At 75.0% G+C, this 16671-nt stretch carries 13 protein-coding genes; 7 read left to right on the top strand and 6 right to left on the bottom strand.

Going from position 1 to position 16671, the window contains the following annotated elements:
* Positions 1–17: 17 nt before the first annotated feature.
* The 5 genes from shc (at position 18) to ACFQLX_RS04885 (ending at position 7074) form a co-directional block, all read left to right on the top strand.
* Positions 18–2009, top strand: coding sequence for a squalene--hopene cyclase (gene shc / locus ACFQLX_RS04905; RefSeq protein ID WP_386412294.1), 1992 nt, complete (start codon positions 18–20; stop codon positions 2007–2009).
* Complete coding sequence (locus ACFQLX_RS04900) at positions 2006–2644, top strand: phosphorylase family protein (protein WP_386412484.1); 639 nt, start codon at positions 2006–2008, stop codon at positions 2642–2644. The genes shc and ACFQLX_RS04900 overlap by 4 nt, the downstream gene beginning before the upstream one ends.
* 5 nt (positions 2645–2649) lie before the next feature.
* Positions 2650–3672 (top strand): adenosyl-hopene transferase HpnH, encoded by a 1023-nt coding sequence (gene hpnH, locus ACFQLX_RS04895; protein ID WP_386412292.1) that lies wholly within the window; start codon positions 2650–2652, stop codon positions 3670–3672.
* Positions 3673–3757: 85 nt separating this feature from the next.
* Positions 3758–5698, top strand: coding sequence for a 1-deoxy-D-xylulose-5-phosphate synthase (dxs, locus tag ACFQLX_RS04890; RefSeq protein WP_386412290.1), 1941 nt, complete (start codon positions 3758–3760; stop codon positions 5696–5698).
* Positions 5695–7074, top strand: coding sequence for an aspartate aminotransferase family protein (locus ACFQLX_RS04885; protein ID WP_386412289.1), 1380 nt, complete (start codon positions 5695–5697; stop codon positions 7072–7074). The genes dxs and ACFQLX_RS04885 overlap by 4 nt, the downstream gene beginning before the upstream one ends.
* A gap of 13 nt (positions 7075–7087) precedes the next feature.
* Here the strand turns inward: ACFQLX_RS04885 and ACFQLX_RS04880 are convergent, their stop codons facing one another.
* The gene (locus ACFQLX_RS04880; RefSeq protein ID WP_386412287.1) at positions 7088–7876 is read right to left on the bottom strand and encodes a tyrosine-protein phosphatase; all 789 of its coding nucleotides are present in this window, start codon (positions 7874–7876) and stop codon (positions 7088–7090) included.
* 160 nt (positions 7877–8036) lie between these two features.
* On the opposite strand from ACFQLX_RS04880, the gene ACFQLX_RS04875 reads away from it, so the two are divergent.
* Together ACFQLX_RS04875 and ACFQLX_RS04870 are read left to right on the top strand one after the other, a co-directional pair.
* Entirely contained in the window at positions 8037–8774 is a 738-nt protein-coding gene (locus ACFQLX_RS04875; protein WP_386412285.1) for an SIMPL domain-containing protein, read from the top strand.
* A gap of 100 nt (positions 8775–8874) precedes the next feature.
* A complete protein-coding gene (locus tag ACFQLX_RS04870; RefSeq protein ID WP_386412283.1) occupies positions 8875–9666 on the top strand; it encodes an SGNH/GDSL hydrolase family protein in 792 nt (263 codons plus the stop codon).
* A gap of 80 nt (positions 9667–9746) precedes the next feature.
* On the opposite strand, the gene ACFQLX_RS04865 is transcribed toward ACFQLX_RS04870, so the two are convergent.
* The 5 genes from ACFQLX_RS04865 to ACFQLX_RS04845 all read right to left on the bottom strand — a co-directional run bounded on the left by ACFQLX_RS04865 (position 9747) and on the right by ACFQLX_RS04845 (position 16622).
* A complete protein-coding gene (locus ACFQLX_RS04865) occupies positions 9747–10337 on the bottom strand; it encodes a TetR family transcriptional regulator C-terminal domain-containing protein (RefSeq protein ID WP_386412281.1) in 591 nt (196 codons plus the stop codon).
* A 42-nt stretch (positions 10338–10379) separates the two neighbouring features.
* Positions 10380–11558 carry a Glu/Leu/Phe/Val dehydrogenase dimerization domain-containing protein gene (locus ACFQLX_RS04860; RefSeq protein ID WP_386412279.1) on the bottom strand — a complete coding sequence of 393 codons (1179 nt, stop codon included), beginning with the start codon at positions 11556–11558 and terminating at the stop codon, positions 10380–10382.
* Positions 11558–13201, bottom strand: a complete 1644-nt coding sequence (locus tag ACFQLX_RS04855) for a 5-guanidino-2-oxopentanoate decarboxylase (protein ID WP_386412482.1) — start codon at positions 13199–13201, stop codon at positions 11558–11560. Before ACFQLX_RS04855 ends, ACFQLX_RS04860 begins: the two co-directional genes overlap by 1 nt.
* 315 nt (positions 13202–13516) lie before the next feature.
* Positions 13517–14074: a carboxymuconolactone decarboxylase family protein gene (locus tag ACFQLX_RS04850; RefSeq protein WP_386412277.1), complete on the bottom strand. Its 558-nt coding sequence runs from the start codon at positions 14072–14074 to the stop codon at positions 13517–13519.
* 136 nt (positions 14075–14210) lie between these two features.
* A complete protein-coding gene (locus tag ACFQLX_RS04845) occupies positions 14211–16622 on the bottom strand; it encodes an SCO7613 C-terminal domain-containing membrane protein (RefSeq protein WP_386412275.1) in 2412 nt (803 codons plus the stop codon).
* Between the last annotated feature and the right edge of the window lie 49 nt (positions 16623–16671).

The following is a 16671-nucleotide window of genomic DNA, read 5'->3' as shown; positions in this document are numbered from 1 at the left end:
AGGAAGGGGTGCTTCCATTGACCGCCACCACCGGCGACACAGCCGGATCCGCACACCCCGTACTTCCGAGCACCACCACGCAGCCGTCCGCGGCCGGGCCCGCGGACGGCCGGGCCGCCGCCGCGGCCTGCCTGGAGCGCGCCACCGCCCACCTCCTGGCCCGCCAGGACCCGCAGGGCTGGTGGAAGGGCGACCTGGAGACCAACGTCACCATGGACGCCGAGGACCTGCTGCTGCGCGAGTTCCTCGGCATCCGCGACGCCCGCACCACGCAGGCCGCCGCCCGCTGGATCCGCTCCCAGCAGCAGGCGGACGGCACCTGGAACACCTTCCACGGCGGCCCCGGCGAGCTGTCCGCCACCGTCGAGGCGTACGTGGCGCTGCGCCTGGCCGGCGACGATCCCCAGGCCCCGCACATGGCGGCGGCCGCCGCCTGGGTGCGCGAGCGCGGCGGCATCGCCGCCAGCCGGGTCTTCACCCGGATCTGGCTGGCGCTCTTCGGCTGGTGGAGGTGGGAGGACCTGCCCGAACTCCCGCCGGAGCTGGTCTACTTCCCGTCCTGGTTCCCGCTCAACATCTACGACTTCGGCTGCTGGGCGCGCCAGACCATCGTGCCCCTCACCATCGTCTCGGCCCTGCGCCCCGTGCGCCCCGCCGCCTTCGACCTGGACGAGCTGCACACCGACCCGGCCGTCCCCAACCCGCCGCGCCCGCGCGCCCGCCTGGCCAGCTGGGACGGCGTCTTCCAGCGGCTGGACCGCGCCCTGCACGCCTACCACCGGGTGGCGCCCCGGCCGCTGCGCAGGGCCGCCATGCGGCGCGCCGGGGAGTGGATCGTCCAGCGCCAGGAGCAGGACGGCTGCTGGGGCGGCATCCAGCCGCCGGCCGTCTACTCCGTCATCGCCCTGCACCTGACGGGCTACGGGCTGGACCACCCGGTGATAAAGGCCGGCCTCAAGGCGCTGGACGACTTCGCCGTCTGGCCCGACGAGGAGACCCGGATGATCGAGGCGTGCCAGTCGCCCGTCTGGGACACCTGCCTGTCGGTGATCGCCCTGGCGGACGCCGGTGTGCCCGCCGACGACCCCCGGCTGGTGAAGGCCGCCGACTGGCTGCTCGCCGAGCAGGTCCTCACCGGCGGCGACTGGTCCGTCCGCAAGCCCGAACTGGCCCCCGGCGGCTGGGCGTTCGAGTTCCACAACGACAACTATCCCGACATCGACGACACCGCCGAGGTCGTCCTCGCCCTGCGCCGCGTCGCCCACCCCGACCCCGCCCGGGTCGAGGAGGCGGTGGAGCGGGCCGTGCGCTGGACGGTCGGCATGCAGTCGAAGAACGGCGCCTGGGGCGCCTTCGACGCCGACAACACCTCGGCCCTGCCCAACAAGCTCCCCTTCTGCGACTTCGGCGAGGTCATCGACCCGCCCTCCGCCGACGTCACGGCCCACGCGGTCGAGATGCTCTCCTACGAGGGCCTCGCCCAGGACCCGCACGCCCGGCGCGGCACCGACTGGCTGCTGGCCGAACAGGAGCCGGGCGGCGCCTGGTTCGGCCGCTGGGGCGTCAACTACGTCTACGGCACCGGCTCGGCCGTCCCCGCCCTCGTCGCGGCCGGACTGCCCCCCGCCCACCCCGCGATCCAGCGCGCCGTGACCTGGCTGGAGAGCGTGCAGAACGAGGACGGCGGCTGGGGCGAGGACCTGCGCTCCTACCGCGACCCCGGCTGGATCGGCAAGGGCACCTCCACCGCCTCCCAGACCGCCTGGGCGCTGCTGGCCCTCCTCGCGGCCGGGGAGTGCGCGGGCCGGGCGGTCGAGCGGGGCATCGCCTGGCTGGCCGCCACCCAGCGCCCCGACGGCACCTGGGACGAACCGGAGTTCACCGGCACCGGCTTCCCCTGGGACTTCACCATCAACTACCACCTCTACCGGCACGTCTTCCCCCTCACCGCCCTCGGGCGCTACCTGCACGGCGGGGCGGACGCGCTGGAACGCCGCCGGAGGAGCTGATGAGCGCCCCCGCCCCGCAGGAGGCCCCGCTGCTGCTCGCCTGCGCGCTCGGCATCGAGCGCCGGGCGCTGCGCGGCGGCCTGCGGCGCGGCCCCGCCGCGGACGTCGCGCTGCTGCGTACCGGGATGGGCCCGGCGGCCGCCCGGCGCGCGGTGGCGCAGCGGCTGCGCGACACCGGCCTGCGTACGGCCCCGGTGCTGGCCACCGGATTCTGCGCGGGACTTGAAACCGGGATGCGCCCGGGGGACGTCCTAGTGGCTACCACCGCACAACTGGACGGCGAGCGCATCGACTGCCACGCCCCCGACCTGCTGGCCGAAGCCATCGGCCGGCTCGGCCACACCGTCCACCGGGGCACCCTGGCCGGCTCCGACCACGTCGTACGGCCGCCTGAGCGCCGTGCGCTGCGCGAAGGGGGCGCCCACGCCGTGGACATGGAGTCCGCGGCCGTCCTCAGCGAGGCACTGCGGGCCGGACCACGGCCCGTCGCCGCGGTCCGGGTCGTCGTGGACGCCCCCGGACACGAACTCATACGAATCGGCACCCTGCGCGGCGGCCTGCGGGCCTACCGCGTGCTCAGCTCGGTCCTGCCCGCGTTCTTCCAATGGCACAGTACGTCGCTCCCCCGGAGGTGAGCCAGATGGCCATGCCGCTCCGCCAGACCATCAAGGTCGCAAGCTATCTCTTCCAGCAGAAGACCATCCGCAGGCGGGACAAGTTCCCGCTGCTCGTCGAATTGGAGCCGCTCTTCGCCTGCAACCTCGCCTGCGAGGGCTGCGGCAAGATCCAGCACCCGGCCGGCGTCCTCAAGCAGCGCATGCCGGTGGCGCAGGCCGTCGGCGCGGTCCTGGAGGCGGGCGCCCCGATGGTCTCCATCGCCGGCGGCGAGCCGCTGATGCACCCCAAGATCGACGAGATCGTCCGGCAGCTGGTCGAGAAGAAGAAGTTCGTCTTCCTGTGCACCAACGCCCTGCTGATGCGCAAGAAGATGGACAAGTTCACCCCCTCCCCGTACTTCGCCTGGGCCGTCCACATCGACGGGCTGCGCGAGCGCCACGACGCCTCGGTGGCCAAGGAGGGCACCTTCGACGAGGCGGTGGAGGCCATCAAGGAGGCCAAGCGCCGCGGCTTCCGGGTGACGACCAACTCCACCTTCTTCAACACCGACACCCCGCAGACCATCATCGAGGTCCTCAACTACCTCAACGACGACCTGGAGGTGGACGAGATGATGCTCTCGCCCGCCTACGCCTACGAGAAGGCGCCCGACCAGGAGCACTTCCTGGGCGTGCAGCAGACCCGCGAGCTGTTCAAGAAGGCCTTCGCCGACGGCCGGCGCCGCAAGTGGCGGCTCAACCAGTCCCCGCTCTTCCTGGACTTCCTGGAGGGCAAGGTCGACTTCCCCTGCACCGCCTGGGCGATCCCCAGCTACTCCCTCTTCGGCTGGCAGCGCCCCTGCTACCTGATGAGCGACGGGTACGTCACCACGTACCGGGAGCTGGTGGAGGACACCGACTGGGAGAAGTACGGCCGCGGCAAGGACCCGCGCTGCGCCAACTGCATGGCGCACTGCGGCTACGAGCCCACCGCCGTACTGGCGACGATGGGATCGCTGAAGGAGTCGCTGCGCGCCGCCCGCGAGACCTTCGGCCCCCGCGGCTGAGGTCCGGGGCACGAGCCGTCCGGGGCCTGCGACGGGGCAGGCCCGCCAAGAGAGCCGAGGGAGACAGACGGAGGGGGAGGCGCAGATGACCCTGCTGGAGGACATCCGCTCACCGCGCGACCTGAAGGAGCTGCCGGCGGAACGCCTGGACGAACTGGCCCGGGAGATCCGCCAGTTCCTCATCCACGCGGTCGCCCGGACCGGCGGACACCTGGGGCCCAACCTGGGCGTGGTCGAGCTGACCATCGCCCTGCACCGGGTCTTCGACTCGCCGGTGGACCGCATCCTGTGGGACACCGGCCACCAGTCCTATGTGCACAAACTCCTCACCGGGCGGCAGGACTTCTCCAAGCTGCGCGGCAAAGGCGGCCTGTCCGGCTACCCCTCGCGGGAGGAGTCCGAGCACGACGTCATCGAGAACAGCCACGCCTCCACGGTGCTGGGCTGGGCCGACGGCCTGGCCAAGGCGGTGCAGGTCCGCGGCGCCGAGGGGCACGTCGTCGCCGTCATCGGCGACGGCGCCCTCACCGGCGGCATGGCCTGGGAGGCGCTCAACAACATCGCCGCCGCCAAGGACCGCCCGCTGATCATCGTCGTCAACGACAACGAGCGCTCCTACGCCCCCACCATTGGCGGCCTGGCCGACCACCTCGCCACCCTGCGCACCACCGACGGGTACGAGAGGTTCCTCGCCTGGGGCAAGCGGGTCGTCCAGGACGTGCCCGTCGTCGGCAGGCCGCTCTACGAGTCGCTGCACGGCGCCAAGAAGGGCTTCAAGGATGCCTTCGCCCCCCAGGGGCTCTTCGAGGACCTGGGGCTGAAGTACCTCGGCCCCGTCGACGGCCACGACGAGGCTGCGGTGGAGTCGGCGCTGCGCCGCGCGGCCGGCTTCCACGGGCCGGTGCTGGTGCACTGCCTGACGGAGAAGGGGCGCGGCTACCGGCCGGCGCTGGAGGACGAGGCGGACCGCTTCCACACGGTCGCCAAGATGGACCCGCTGACCTGCGAGCCCGCCGGCCCCAAGGGGCAGCCCTCGTGGACCGACGTCTTCGGCGAGGAGATGCTCGCGCTGGGCGCCGAGCGCGCGGACCTGGTCGCCGTGACGGCCGCCATGCTGCAGCCGGTCGGGCTGAAGAGGTTCGCCGACGCCTACCCCGAGCGCGTCTGGGACGTGGGCATCGCCGAGCAGCACGCCGCGGTCTCGGCCGCGGGCCTGGCCACCGGCGGCCTGCACCCGGTCGTCGCCGTCTACGCCACCTTCCTCAACCGCGCCTTCGACCAGGTCCTGATGGACGTCGCCCTGCACCGGTGCGGTGTGACGTTCGTCCTGGACCGCGCCGGGGTCACCGGCCCCGACGGGGCCTCGCACCACGGCATGTGGGACATGTCGATCCTCCAGGTCGTGCCGGGGCTGCGGATTGCCGCCCCGCGCGACGCCGAGCAGCTGCGCGCCCAGCTGCGCGAGGCCGTCGAGGTCGACGACGCCCCCACCGTGGTGCGCTTCTCCAAGGGCTCGGTGGGGGAGCCGGTGCCGGCGCTGGAGCGCGTCGGCGGGATGGACGTACTGCACCGGGGCGAGGGCCAGGACGTCCTGCTGGTCGCCGTCGGAGCGATGGCGGAGACCTGCGTGGCGGCGGCCCGGCTGCTCGCCGAGCGCGGCATCGGCTGCACCGTCGTCGACCCGCGCTGGGTCAAGCCCGTCGACGAGGCGCTGGCCCCGCTCGCCGCCCGCCACCGGCTGCTGGCGGTCGTCGAGGACAACTCCCGCGCCGGGGGCGTGGGTTCGGCCGTCGAGCGGGCGCTGCGCGACGCCGCGGTGGACATGCCGGTGCGCACCTACGGACTGCCCGCGCGGTTCCTGGCGCACGCCCAGCGCGGGGAGATACTCGCCGAGCTGGGGCTGACACCGGCGGAGATCGCGGGCGCGGTCGGCGGGACGCTGGTGAAGGCCGCCCCGGCGCCGGGAGGGCCGGCGTCGCGTACGGAGAACAGGCCGCGTACGGAGAACAGGGAAGTCACGGGATGACGTTCGACCTCGGGAAGCTGCTGGCGGAGCGCGGCGGCGAGCGCTACGGGCTGCACAGCCGCCACCTCAACCACCAGCTGCCGCGGATGCTGCACACCATCGGCTTCGACCGCACCTACGTCCGCGCCGAGGGCGCGCACTTCTGGGACGAGGAGGGCAGCGACTACCTCGACATGCTCGCCGGTTTCGGGGTGATGGGCGTCGGCCGCAACCACCCCGTCGTCCGCCGGGCGCTGCACGACGTACTCGACGCGCAGCTGGCGGACCTCACCCGCTTCGACTGCCAGCCCCTGCCCGGACTGCTCGCCGAGCGGCTGCTGTCCTACACCCCGCACCTGGAGCGGGTCTTCTTCAGCAACAGCGGCACGGAGGCGGTGGAGACCGCGCTGAAGTTCGCCCGCTATGCGACCGGCCGCCCCCGCGTCCTGTACTGCGACCACGCCTTCCACGGGCTGACCACCGGCTCCCTCTCCGTCAACGGAGAGTCCGGCTTCCGCGACGGCTTCGCCCCGCTGCTGCCCGACACCGCGCTGCCGCTGGGCGATCTGGGCGCGCTGGAGCGGGAGTTGCGCAAGGGCGACGTGGCGGCGCTGATCGTGGAGCCCGTCCAGGGCAAGGGCGTCCACGCCGCGCCCCCGGGCTACCTGCGTGCCGCGCAGGAGCTGCTCCACCGGCACAAGGCGCTGCTCATCGCGGACGAGGTGCAGACCGGCCTCGGCCGCACCGGCGACTTCTTCGCCTACCAGCACGAGGACGGCGTGGAGCCGGACCTGGTCTGCGTGGCCAAGGCGCTCTCCGGGGGCTTCGTCCCCGTCGGCGCGACCCTCGGCAAGGAGTGGATCTTCAAGAAGGTCTACTCCTCCATGGACCGCGTGCTGGTGCACTCGGCGAGCTTCGCCACCAACGCGCCGGCGATGGCGGCGGGGCTGGCGACGCTGGCCGTCATGGAGGACGAGGAACTCGTCGCGAATGCCCGCCACGTCGGCGACCACCTGCGCGGCCGGCTGGCCGCCCTGGTCGACCGCTACGAGCTGCTGCACGAGGTACGCGGCCGGGGGCTGATGATCGGCATCGAGTTCGGCCGCCCGAAATCGCTGAAGCTGCGCGGGCGTTGGACGATGCTCCAGGCGGCCCGCAAGGGGCTCTTCGCGCAGATGGTCGTGGTGCCGCTGCTGCAGCGCCACCACATCCTCACCCAGGTCTCCGGCGACCACATGGAGGTCATCAAGCTGATCCCGCCGCTGGTGGTCACCCAGGCCGACGCCGACCGCTTCGTGGACGCCTTCACGCAGGTGATGGACGACGCCCACGAAGGCGGCGGCCTCATCTGGGACTTCGGCCGCACCCTGGTGAAGCAGGCGGTGGCCAACCGATAGGTCCGTACGGGACTCAGACCAGCAGCCGGTCGCGCAGTCGCTCGCGCGTCTGCGCCGTGAGCTCCAGCCCGCCGGTGAGATAGCCCTCCAGCGAGCCCCAGCTCTGCTCCATCTGCCCGAACGCCGCCGCGAGATACGAGGCCCGCGCCTCGAAGAGCGGGCTGAGCAGTTCCACCACCTCCGGCGACATCCCCTCCGGGGCGTCCTTCCCGCGGTGCATCCGGTAGCGGCGGTGCTGGGCGTTGGACTCCAGGTAGTCCGCCTCGATCGCCTCCCGCTCCACACCCACGGCCAGCAGTGTCACCGCCACGGTCAGCCCCGCGCGGTCCTTGCCCGCCGCGCAGTGCATGAGCGCCGGCACCGCGTCCCGGGCGAGGTCGTGCACCACCCGCGACTGGTCGGCCGCCTTGGTCGCCACCAGCTCGCGGTAGGTCGCCTCCATCCGCGCCGCGGCCTGCCCCTCGCCCAGCAGCGCCCGCAGCTCGTCGAGGGCGCCGTGGCGCACCAGCTTCCAGAACTCCCGCCCGTCGGCAGGGTCGTTGAGCGGGATGTTCACGTTGCGCACACCCGGCAGCGCCACGTCCGGGCCGTCGAGCTGGATGTCGGCGGCGTTGCGGAAGTCGAAGACGGTGTGCAGGCCGAGCGAGGCGAGGAACGCGGCGTCCTGGGGCGTGGCGTGGGCGAGATGCCCGCTGCGGTAGAGGACGCCGGTGCGCACCACGCGGCCGTCGACGGTCGGCAGTCCCCCCACGTCGCGGAAGTTGCGCACGCCGCTCAGCTCGGGCTCGGTCGTCTGCGTCATCTGCGGCTCCTTCGCGAGGGTCGGTGGGCACCTTGACGATACGACACAGGTGCCGGGGCCCATCAGTTCGTTCTCGGACTGGTGTCCGGCCGCCGCTGATCCGGTGACCCGGCGGGAGTGGCATGCCGTGGCGGGCGCGCCCGGGTGCTGGGATACGGCCATGTCCACAGTGAGACGAATCGCCACCACCGCCCTGGGTACGGCCCTGGGCGCCGCCCTCCTCGCGACCCCCGCCGTCGCCGCTCCCTCCGACCCCCCGGCGGCCCCCGCCGTCACCGCCCCGGCCCCCGCCACCGTCAGCCTCACCGGCAGCGGCTCCTCCTCCCAGGCCCCCGACCTGGCGCTGCTGAGCGCCGGCGTCGAGGTGGTCAGGCCCACCGCGACCGAGGCGATGACCGCGCAGAACACCGCCGCCGGCGCGCTGCTGGAGGCGGTGCGGGAACTGGGCGTCGAGGAGCGCGACGTCAGGACCGAGGGCCTCTCCCTGGGCCCGACCTACGACTACTCCCAGGGCGCCGCCAAACTCGTCGGCTACCAGGCCGCGCAGACCTTCACCATCAAGGTCCGCACGCTGGACCGCGTCGACGAGGTGATCGCCGCGGTCACCGCCGCCACCGGCGACGCGGGCCGCATCCACGGCGTCTCCTTCGACGTAGCCGACCGCCGGGCGCTGGCGGCCGAGGCCCGCGACGAGGCCTTCGACGAGGCACGGGCCAAGGCCCAGCAGTACGCCGACCTCAGCGGCCGCACCCTGGGCCGCCTGGTCTCGGTCAGCGAGCACGGCAGCGGCGGCGCCCTGCCGCAGGCCAGGCCGATGGACGCCGCCGCGCCGGCGCCGGTCGCGCCGGGCGAGGTCACGTACGAACTGACGGTCTCGGTGGTCTACGAGCTGAGCTGACGCCGGGCTGGGCCGGCGCCGGCCGCACGTGGCGTTTCTCACCGGCGTCAACCCCTTCCTACGGTCGCGTAGGTCACATCTGCGGGTGAATGATGCGGCTGTGGCTGACGGTACTGATGTATACGGACGTGACGGGTTCGGGTCGTACGCGGCCCTCGGTGACAGCTTCACCGAGGGCGTCGGCGACCCGGGACCCGACGGCGGGCTGCTGGGCTGGGCGGACCGCTTCGCGGCGCTGCTGGCCGAGCGCCGCCCCGAGCGCGACTTCCGCTACGCGAACCTCGCGGTACGCGGGCGCCTCCTGGACCAGATCGTGGCGGAGCAGGTCGAGCGGGCCATCGAGCTGGGCCCCGACCTGGTCAGCTTCTGCGCGGGCGGCAACGACATCATCCGCCCCGGCACCGACCCCGACGATGTCGCCGAGCGCTACGAGGCCGCGGTGGCGCGACTGACGTCCGCCGTCGGCACGGTGATGGTGACCACCGGTTTCGACACCCGGGGGGTGCCGGTCCTGGGGCACTTCCGCGGCAAGGTCGCCACGTACACGGCGCACATCCGGGCCATCGCCGACCGCTACGGCTGCCCCGTGCTCGACCTGTGGTCGCTGCGCTCCGTCCAGGACCCGCGGGCCTGGGACGAGGACCGCCTGCACCTCTCCCCGCAGGGCCACACCCGCGTCGCCCTGCGCGCCGTCCAGGTGCTCGGCCTGCCCACCCCGGTGGAGCCTGACGAGCCCTGGCCGCCGCTGCCGGCCCGCGGGCAGATGGAGGTGCGCCGCGAGGACATCCACTGGGCGCGCGAGCACCTGGTGCCGTGGATCGGGCGCAGGCTGCGCGGGGAGAGCTCGGGGGACGGCGTGACGGCCAAGCGGCCGGATCTGCTGCCGCTGTAGGGGACGGGAGCGGGGCGCTCGCGTTCACCCTTTCGGCGGATCGCCTGTGCGCTTCCCCGCGCCGGGCGCCGCCGGCGGCCTCAGAGGCCGAGCTCCCGGGTGACGGCCTCGTCGATCCAGGTGCGCAGCGTCGCCGGTTCCAGGCCGCCCGGGTAGCAGGTGAGCTGGACGGCGAGGCCGTCGAGGAAGGCCGTGAGGCGCCAGGCGGCGGCCTCGGGGTCGGCGCAGTCGAACTCGCCGGCCGCCGTGCCGTGCGCGATGACCTCCGCCAGGGCGGACTTCCAGCGCGCGTCCAGACCGGCGGCCGTCTCGCGCAGCGCCGGCTCGCGCAGGGCCGCCGCCCAGCCCTCGATCCACAGGCGCCAGCCCTTCGCCGACCCCGTCGGCGCGTACCAGCGGATCGCCGCGCGCAGCCGCGCCAGGGCGCCGTCGTGCCGGGAGAGGATGGCGTGCAGCTGGTCGAGGTCGCCCTGCGCGGCGTGCGCGAAGGCGGCGGCGACCAGTTTCTCCTTCGTCTCGAAGTGGTAGAGGACGAGCGCGTTGCTCACGCCCAGCGAGGCGGCCACGTCCGCGATACGCAGCGCGGCGACACCGCGCAGCTCGATCTGCCCGACCGCCGCCCGCAGCAGCTCCGTGCGACGCTCCTCGACCGTCAGCCTGGTGCGCACCATGCGGGGCACCCTAGCGGGCCGCCCCGCCCGCGGCGAGTGCGCTCAGCGGTACGTCCCGTACCGGGCGGCGATGTGCGGCAGCCTGTCCGCCACCAGGGCGTGCGCCGCCGCGCGCGGTGTCGTGCCGCAGTGCGCCGCCCGGTCCAGCACCTCGCCCGTCAACGCCCGCATGGAGCGGCGGACATGGGCCAGCGCGCGGTCGGCGTCGGCGGGGATGTCGCCGAAGAGGGTCCACCACCACCAGGCGTTGGTCGCGGAGTTGGCCACCACGTCCGGCAGGACGGTCACCCCGCGCGCCGCGAGCCGCGCCTCCGCCTCGGGCAGCACCGGCATGTTGGCCGCCTCGACGACCCAGCGGGCGCGTATGCGCTGCTCGTTGGCGGTGTCGACGCAGTACGACACCGCCGCCGGCACCAGTACTTCCGCCTTTGCCGACAGCCATGCCCCGCCGGGCAGTTCGCGGTCGGCGGGGCGCAACGCCCCCCGGTCCACCGTCCCGTGGGCGTCGCGGGCGGCGAGCAGCGCCTCGACGTCCAGGCCGGCGTCGTTGGCGATGGTGCCCTTGGCGTCCGCCACGGCCACGACCGTCAGCCCGGCCCCGGCCAGGAAGCGCGCGGTCGCGCCGCCCATGGTGCCCAGCCCCTGCAGCGAGACGCGCGTGCCCCGGTGGGGCTGCCCGGCCCGGTCCAGCGCGGTCAGCGCCGACTCCGCCACCCCGCAGCCGCCCGCCAGCTCGCCCAGCGAGATGCCGCCGACGCGCAGGGCGAAGGCGTCGGCGAGGCGTCGGCGGGCCGCCTCACGGTCGTCCAGGAGCGGGTAGACGGCCTGCACGCAGGAGGTCAGACCGGCCTCCGCCACCGCCCGGTCCACGGTCTCCTGCGTCAGGCCCAGGTCCTCGCCCATCGTCCAGAAGCGCTCGACGTACGGGCCCATCGCGCGCAGGTAGCGCACCAGCACGCCGTACGACTCCGGGTCGCCCGGCGCGCAGTCGATGCCGCCCTTCGCGCCGCCGAGGGGCACGTAGCGCGCCTCGGGGTCGTAGTGCAGGGCCTCCTTCATCGTCATCCCGCGGGCCAGGCCGGTGACCTCCTCCAGCGTGCAGCCCTCGCGCATCCGCAGGCCGCCGCTGGCCACGCCCCGTACCAGGCGGTCCACGACCAGGTAGCCGCGGCGGCCGGTGACCTCGTCCGTCCAGCTGACGGAGAGCAGGGGGGCGGGCATCAGGAGGGCTCCTCGGGGGTGTGGGCGGCCTCGGGGGTCTCGGGGACGTGGATGAGGGTGGGGCCGGGGGTGGCGAGCGCGGTGCGCAGGGCGGCGGCCAACTCGGCGGGGGAGCCGGCGCGTACGCCGCTGCCGCCGTACGCCCGGGCCAGCGCGGGCAGGTCCACGGGGGGCAGGTCGACGGCGTAGGGGGTGTCGCCGCGCCGGAGCATCCCCTCGCGGATCTCGCCGTAGCCGCCGTTGTCGAAGACGACGACCGGCAGCGGGTGCCCGAGCGCGGCCGCGGTGGCCAGCTCCTGGACGCAGAACTGCACGCCGCCGTCGCCGCACAGGGCGACCACCTGCCGCCCGGGGTCGGCGCACGTGGCGCCGACGGCGGCCGGGAGGGCGTAGCCGAGGGTGGCGAAGCCGGTGGGGTGCAGGTAGCGGCCCTCGGGGCCCAGGGGGAGGTGCGGGAGGGCGCCGTGGTAGCAGCACTGCGCCTGGTCGGAGGTCACCACGGCGTCCGCCGCCAGCGTCGAGCGCATCGCGCGCAGGTACGGCAGCCAGCGCGCGTCGCGGGCGGCCGTCTCGGCGTCGCGGGCGGCGCGCAGCCGGCGTACTTCGGCGACTGCGGGGCCGGTCGGCGCGGTGCCGTCCGGTGCGGGGCGGTCCGGCGCGGGGCGCTCCAGCAGCTCCAGCAGCGCGGCCAGCGCGGTCCGGGCGTCGCCGACCAGGGGGTGGGCGGCGGGCAGTCCGGCGTACATCTGCGCCGGGTCGACGTCGACGCGTACCAGCGCGCCGGTGAGCGGCAGTTCGGCGGCCCACAGGTCGGACTCCGCCAGCTCCGTGCCCACCGCCAGGACCGTGTCGCGTCCGCACAGCCACGCGCGTACGGCCGGGCTGTGCAGGGAGGCGCCGGCGGACAGGGAGTGCGTCTCCGCCACGACGCCCTTGCCGTTGGCGGTGGTCAGCACGGGGGCGTCCAGCAGCTCCGCCAGCCGCAGGCACTCGGCGGCGGCCCCGCGCGCCCCGCCGCCCAGGACCAGCGCGGGGGAGCGGGCGGCGGACAGCGCGGCGGCGGCCCCGCGCAGGGCCCCGGGGTCGGGTCGGGCGGGCGCGCGCGGGGGCGCCAGGCGGACGGGGCCGACGGCCTCGGGCGCCTCCATCAGGTCGAGGGGGACCTCGATGTGCACCGGCCGCGGCCGCCCGTGGCGGAAGAGGGCGAAGGCCCGCGCCACCGCCGCCTGCGCCTCGGCGGCCGAGGAGACGCGGTGGCTGAAGGCGGCGACGGCGGCGAGCGCGGCGGTCTGGCTGCGCATCTCGTGCAGCAGGCCGGTGGACTGCACGGGGTGGCGCAGCGGCATGCCGGGGGAGACGACCAGCAGCGGCACGCTGTCGGAGTACGCCTGGCCGACGGCGGCGGCGATGTTCAGCAGCGCGGGCCCGGTCGTGGTCACCGCCAGCCCCGGGCGCCCGGTCGTACGGGCGTAGCCGTCGGCCGCGTACCCGGCGCCCTGCTCGTGCCGGGTGGTGACGTGCCGGATGCCGTAGCCGGGGAAGTGCCGGTACAGCTCCAGGTTGTGGGTGCCGGGGATGCCGAAGGCCAGCTCCACCCCGTGCGCGGCGAGCGCGCGCACGAGCGCCTCGCCGGCGGTCAGCATGACGGTCACGGATCCTCCGGCGAGCACGTACTGAATGGTGGTTCAGTATTCGTGGCGCGAAAGTGCTTGTCAATGCGCGCTGGGGGATCCTGGCTGGTCAGCGCCTCAGCCGGGCTGCCTTGCCACGGCCGGGACGCGCTCCAGGACGCCCCCGGCGAAGACGTCGCGCTCGGGTCGGGGTGGCGCGGAGCGCCGCGGCATCTCGGCGGGGCGGGGCCGGATGCGACTCGCGCTGGGCGGCTTCGCTGATCGATGTATCGGTGGCCAGTGGTGCGCCCGCCGCAGGGCCCCCGCGCGGGGGCCCTGCGGCAGGGGCTACGCCCCGGCCGACGGCACCTCGCAGCTGTCCTTGAAGCCCTGACTGGTCAGTCCCAGCGCCGCGTTGATGCGCGAGCGGAGGTTCTCGACGGCCACCATCGCCGTCAGTTCCACGAACGCCGCCTCGCCCAGCTCTGCCAGCAGCGTCGCGGCCAGTGTGTCGTCGACCGTCGGCGGGGTGGCCGTCGCGGCCTCCGCGAACTCCAGCACGTCGCGCTCCAGCGGCGTGTAGGCGTCGCTCTCGCGCCAGTTGGGGATGTCCTGCAGCTTGCGCCGGTCGGTGCCGTGCTCGCGGCTCGCCCAGTAGCCGAAGTCCATGCACCAGCCGCAGCCGATGCTCGCCGAGACGGCCATCACGGCGAGGTTCTTCAGATGCGGGTCCAGGGCGTCGAAGCCGGCGACCCTCCGCTCGAAGGCGAGGTCGGCCAGCAGCACCTTGCGGTTGTGGGCCAGGGCCGTCCCGGGCTCCAGCACCTTGCCGTAGGTGCGCTTGGAGTACCACTCCATGAAGCGGACCAGCGGGGTGCGCGGCGGGGTGAGCGAGATGCGGGCCATGGTCGGACCCTCCGTCCGGGGCGTGGATGCGGTGACATCCGTGCGACGGACGGCGGGCGGCCGGATGTGACACGGGGGCGGGGCTTGTGACTGAGGGCACAAGGGTTGCAAGCCCCGCCCCCGGGTCGGCCGGAGGTCACCGCATCCGCCCCAGCGCCTCGCGCACCCTGCGTGCCTCGCGCAGCCGCTGCTCGTAGGTGGCGCCGACCGCCAGCAGCAGCGCGCCCACCGCGGCGGGCGGCATCCAGCGCGGCAGCACACCGGCCACCTGCACGACGTACGGGGCGAGTTCGTGCAGCACGTCCAGCGCCAGCACCGCGCCGCCCAGCAGCAGCGGCGCCTGCAGCCGGGAGCGGGCGCCGGCCAGGGTGAGCGCCAGCGCGGCCAGGCCCAGCAGCAGCGGGCGCTGCCAGTGCGGGTCGGCCCAGGCGGCGACGAGGCTGGGCAGCAGGGTGAACGCCAGGCCCGGACCGTAGGCGGCCCAGGAGCCGGTCTGCGGCTCGCGGCGGCAGCGCAGCGCCCCGGCCGCCAGCGCGGCGAGCGAGGCGGGCAGGGTGTACGCCTCGGGCGTGTCCACACCCCAGGCGGCCAGCCGCGTCCACTGCGCGGCCAGGAACAGCGCCGCCGACACGTACGCCGCCCACCGCCGCTGCGGTCGCAGCGCCGCACCGGCGGCGATGACACCGCCGACCGCCAGGGCGCCGGAGAGCCAGCCGGTGTTCCCGGCGGCCAGGGTGAGGGCGAGCGCTCCGGCGGTGGCGCCGCTCGCCTCCAGCGCGGGGCCCAGGGTCCGGTTGGACGTACGCAGCACGGCCGCGAGGAGCGTGGTGGCGGCCGGGACCAGCAGGACGAACAGCGCGATCTGGTGGGCGGCCAGTCCGGCCGCCGCGGGAGCGGCCACCGCCAGCGCGGCCGCCCAGCCCACGGCTGCGCAGGCGGTGGCCGTCTGCCGCAGCGAGGGGGTGAGCAGCGCCGCCGCGAGCGCGGCCTGCGCCAGCAGCGCCCCGCAGACGGCGAGCGTTGCCGCCTGTCCGGCGAGCGCCAGCAGTGTGGCGTCGGCGGCGGCCGCCAGCGCCAGGCCCAGGGCGGCGGTCGCCACCGCCCCACCGCCCCGGCGCTCCCCGGCCACGGCGCCGGCGAGCGCGGCGAGTACGAGCACGCACAGCAGCGTGAGCGCCACCGGGTAGGACACCGTGAGCGCGGAGGGCAGCACCAGGGCCGCCGCGCCGAGCAGGGCCACGGCCGCGCAGGACGCCGTCGTACGGGCCACGCCGGCGGTGAACCGGGCCGCGGCCAGCGCCACGGCCCCCGACACCGCCAGGGTCACCGGGACCGCCAGCCCCTCGCCCCACGGCACCACGGTCGCGCCCACCTCGGCGGGCGTCCCCTCCCACACCTTTGCAAGCCACCGCACGGGGGCCGCCACGGCAGCCGCCAGCGCAGGCAGCGTCCAGCACAGCACCAGCACCTGCGCCGCAGCCGCAGCGCCGGCCAGTCCCTTGCGTACGGCAGCCCAGTCCGTACCCCGCACGGCGAGCGCCGCGCCGGCGACCGGCAGCGCGGCCAGCAGATAGCCGGGGGCGGCCCACGCCTCCGGTACAGAGGTGCGCACCACGCCGCCGACTCCCACGACCACGGAGGCGCCCGCCACGGCGGCGGGGGCGGGCTGCCCGGTGCGCCGCGCGGCGAGGAGCGCAAGCGCCGCGCCGGCGCCGAGGAGCGCCGCCGCGCGCAGCACGGGCGCCGTACCGGCGTCCAGCGACAGGACGCCCGCGCCGAGCAGGGCGCAGCCGCCCGTCGCCCAGGCCGCGACGGCGGCGGTCAGCCGTACGGAACGGCGGGTGACCGTGAGTGCGGCGGCGAGGTCGGCGGCGGCGGTCGCCAGCAGCGCCCACAGGACGCCCTGCACGCTCTCGGCGCCGGTGGCGGCCAGTGCGAGCAGCGGCAGCACCGGCTGGGCGGCCAGCACCGCCGCGGGCAGCGGCAGCCGCACCTTCCGTACCAGCAGCCCGTATCCGGCCCAGCCGGCGGCCAGCAGGGCGAAGGCGGCCGACCAGTACGCGGCCGGGTCGCGCGGTTCGGCGATCAGCATCACGGCAAGCGCGTCGACCAGCGTCAGTGCCAGCGCCAGCGCCGCCAGCGCCTCCGCCGTGGCGGTGAGCCGGCGCCGCAGCAGCACCACGGGCGCGGCGCCGGCGACGCCGGTCACCGCGGCGAGCACCAGCGCGCGTCCGCCCGTACCCATGGAGCCCCAGCTCACCAGCGTGAACGCCAGCGCGGCGACGGCCAGCAGCACGCCGCCCAGCGCCAGCAGCACGTTCTGCGCGCTGGGTGCGGACACCTCGCGCGCGTCGCCCGCCGCGGGGCGGGGCTGCCAGGGCTGCCAGTGCGGTCCGGGCCGCTGGGCGCCGGCGGGCGGCGCGGCGGCCTGGAGGACCTGCAGCAGGCAGGTGCGGCGCTGCAGCAGCTGTGCGCGCCGGGCGTCGAGGTGCGCCAGCTCGGCGTCGAGCCGGCGCAGCTCCTCGGCGGGGGGCAGTGGGGTGGTCATACGGCGAAGTGTCGCGGCAGCGGGGGAGCGGCGGCATGAGTGCGCGTAC

This window comes from Streptomyces polyrhachis (assembly GCF_042663125.1).
GTDB classification, from domain to species: domain Bacteria; phylum Actinomycetota; class Actinomycetes; order Streptomycetales; family Streptomycetaceae; genus Streptomyces; species Streptomyces polyrhachii.
The sequence above is the reverse complement of the archived record's forward strand: the minus strand, read 5'-3'. Positions and strand labels throughout refer to the sequence as shown.

What these genes read in the sequence shown, in the direction of transcription:
- hpnH (WP_386412292.1), top strand. Translation starts at nt 2,650, where the DNA reads ATGGCCATGCCGCTCCGCCAGACCATCAAGGTCGCAAGCTATCTCTTC.
- dxs (WP_386412290.1), top strand. Translation starts at nt 3,758, where the DNA reads ATGACCCTGCTGGAGGACATCCGCTCACCGCGCGACCTGAAGGAGCTG.
- ACFQLX_RS04885 (WP_386412289.1), top strand. Translation starts at nt 5,695, where the DNA reads ATGACGTTCGACCTCGGGAAGCTGCTGGCGGAGCGCGGCGGCGAGCGC.
- ACFQLX_RS04880 (WP_386412287.1), bottom strand. Translation starts at nt 7,876, where the DNA reads ATGACGCAGACGACCGAGCCCGAGCTGAGCGGCGTGCGCAACTTCCGC.
- ACFQLX_RS04875 (WP_386412285.1), top strand. Translation starts at nt 8,037, where the DNA reads ATGTCCACAGTGAGACGAATCGCCACCACCGCCCTGGGTACGGCCCTG.
- ACFQLX_RS04865 (WP_386412281.1), bottom strand. Translation starts at nt 10,337, where the DNA reads ATGGTGCGCACCAGGCTGACGGTCGAGGAGCGTCGCACGGAGCTGCTG.
- ACFQLX_RS04860 (WP_386412279.1), bottom strand. Translation starts at nt 11,558, where the DNA reads ATGCCCGCCCCCCTGCTCTCCGTCAGCTGGACGGACGAGGTCACCGGC.
- ACFQLX_RS04855 (WP_386412482.1), bottom strand. Translation starts at nt 13,201, where the DNA reads ATGCTGACCGCCGGCGAGGCGCTCGTGCGCGCGCTCGCCGCGCACGGG.
- ACFQLX_RS04850 (WP_386412277.1), bottom strand. Translation starts at nt 14,074, where the DNA reads ATGGCCCGCATCTCGCTCACCCCGCCGCGCACCCCGCTGGTCCGCTTC.
- ACFQLX_RS04845 (WP_386412275.1), bottom strand. Translation starts at nt 16,622, where the DNA reads ATGACCACCCCACTGCCCCCCGCCGAGGAGCTGCGCCGGCTCGACGCC.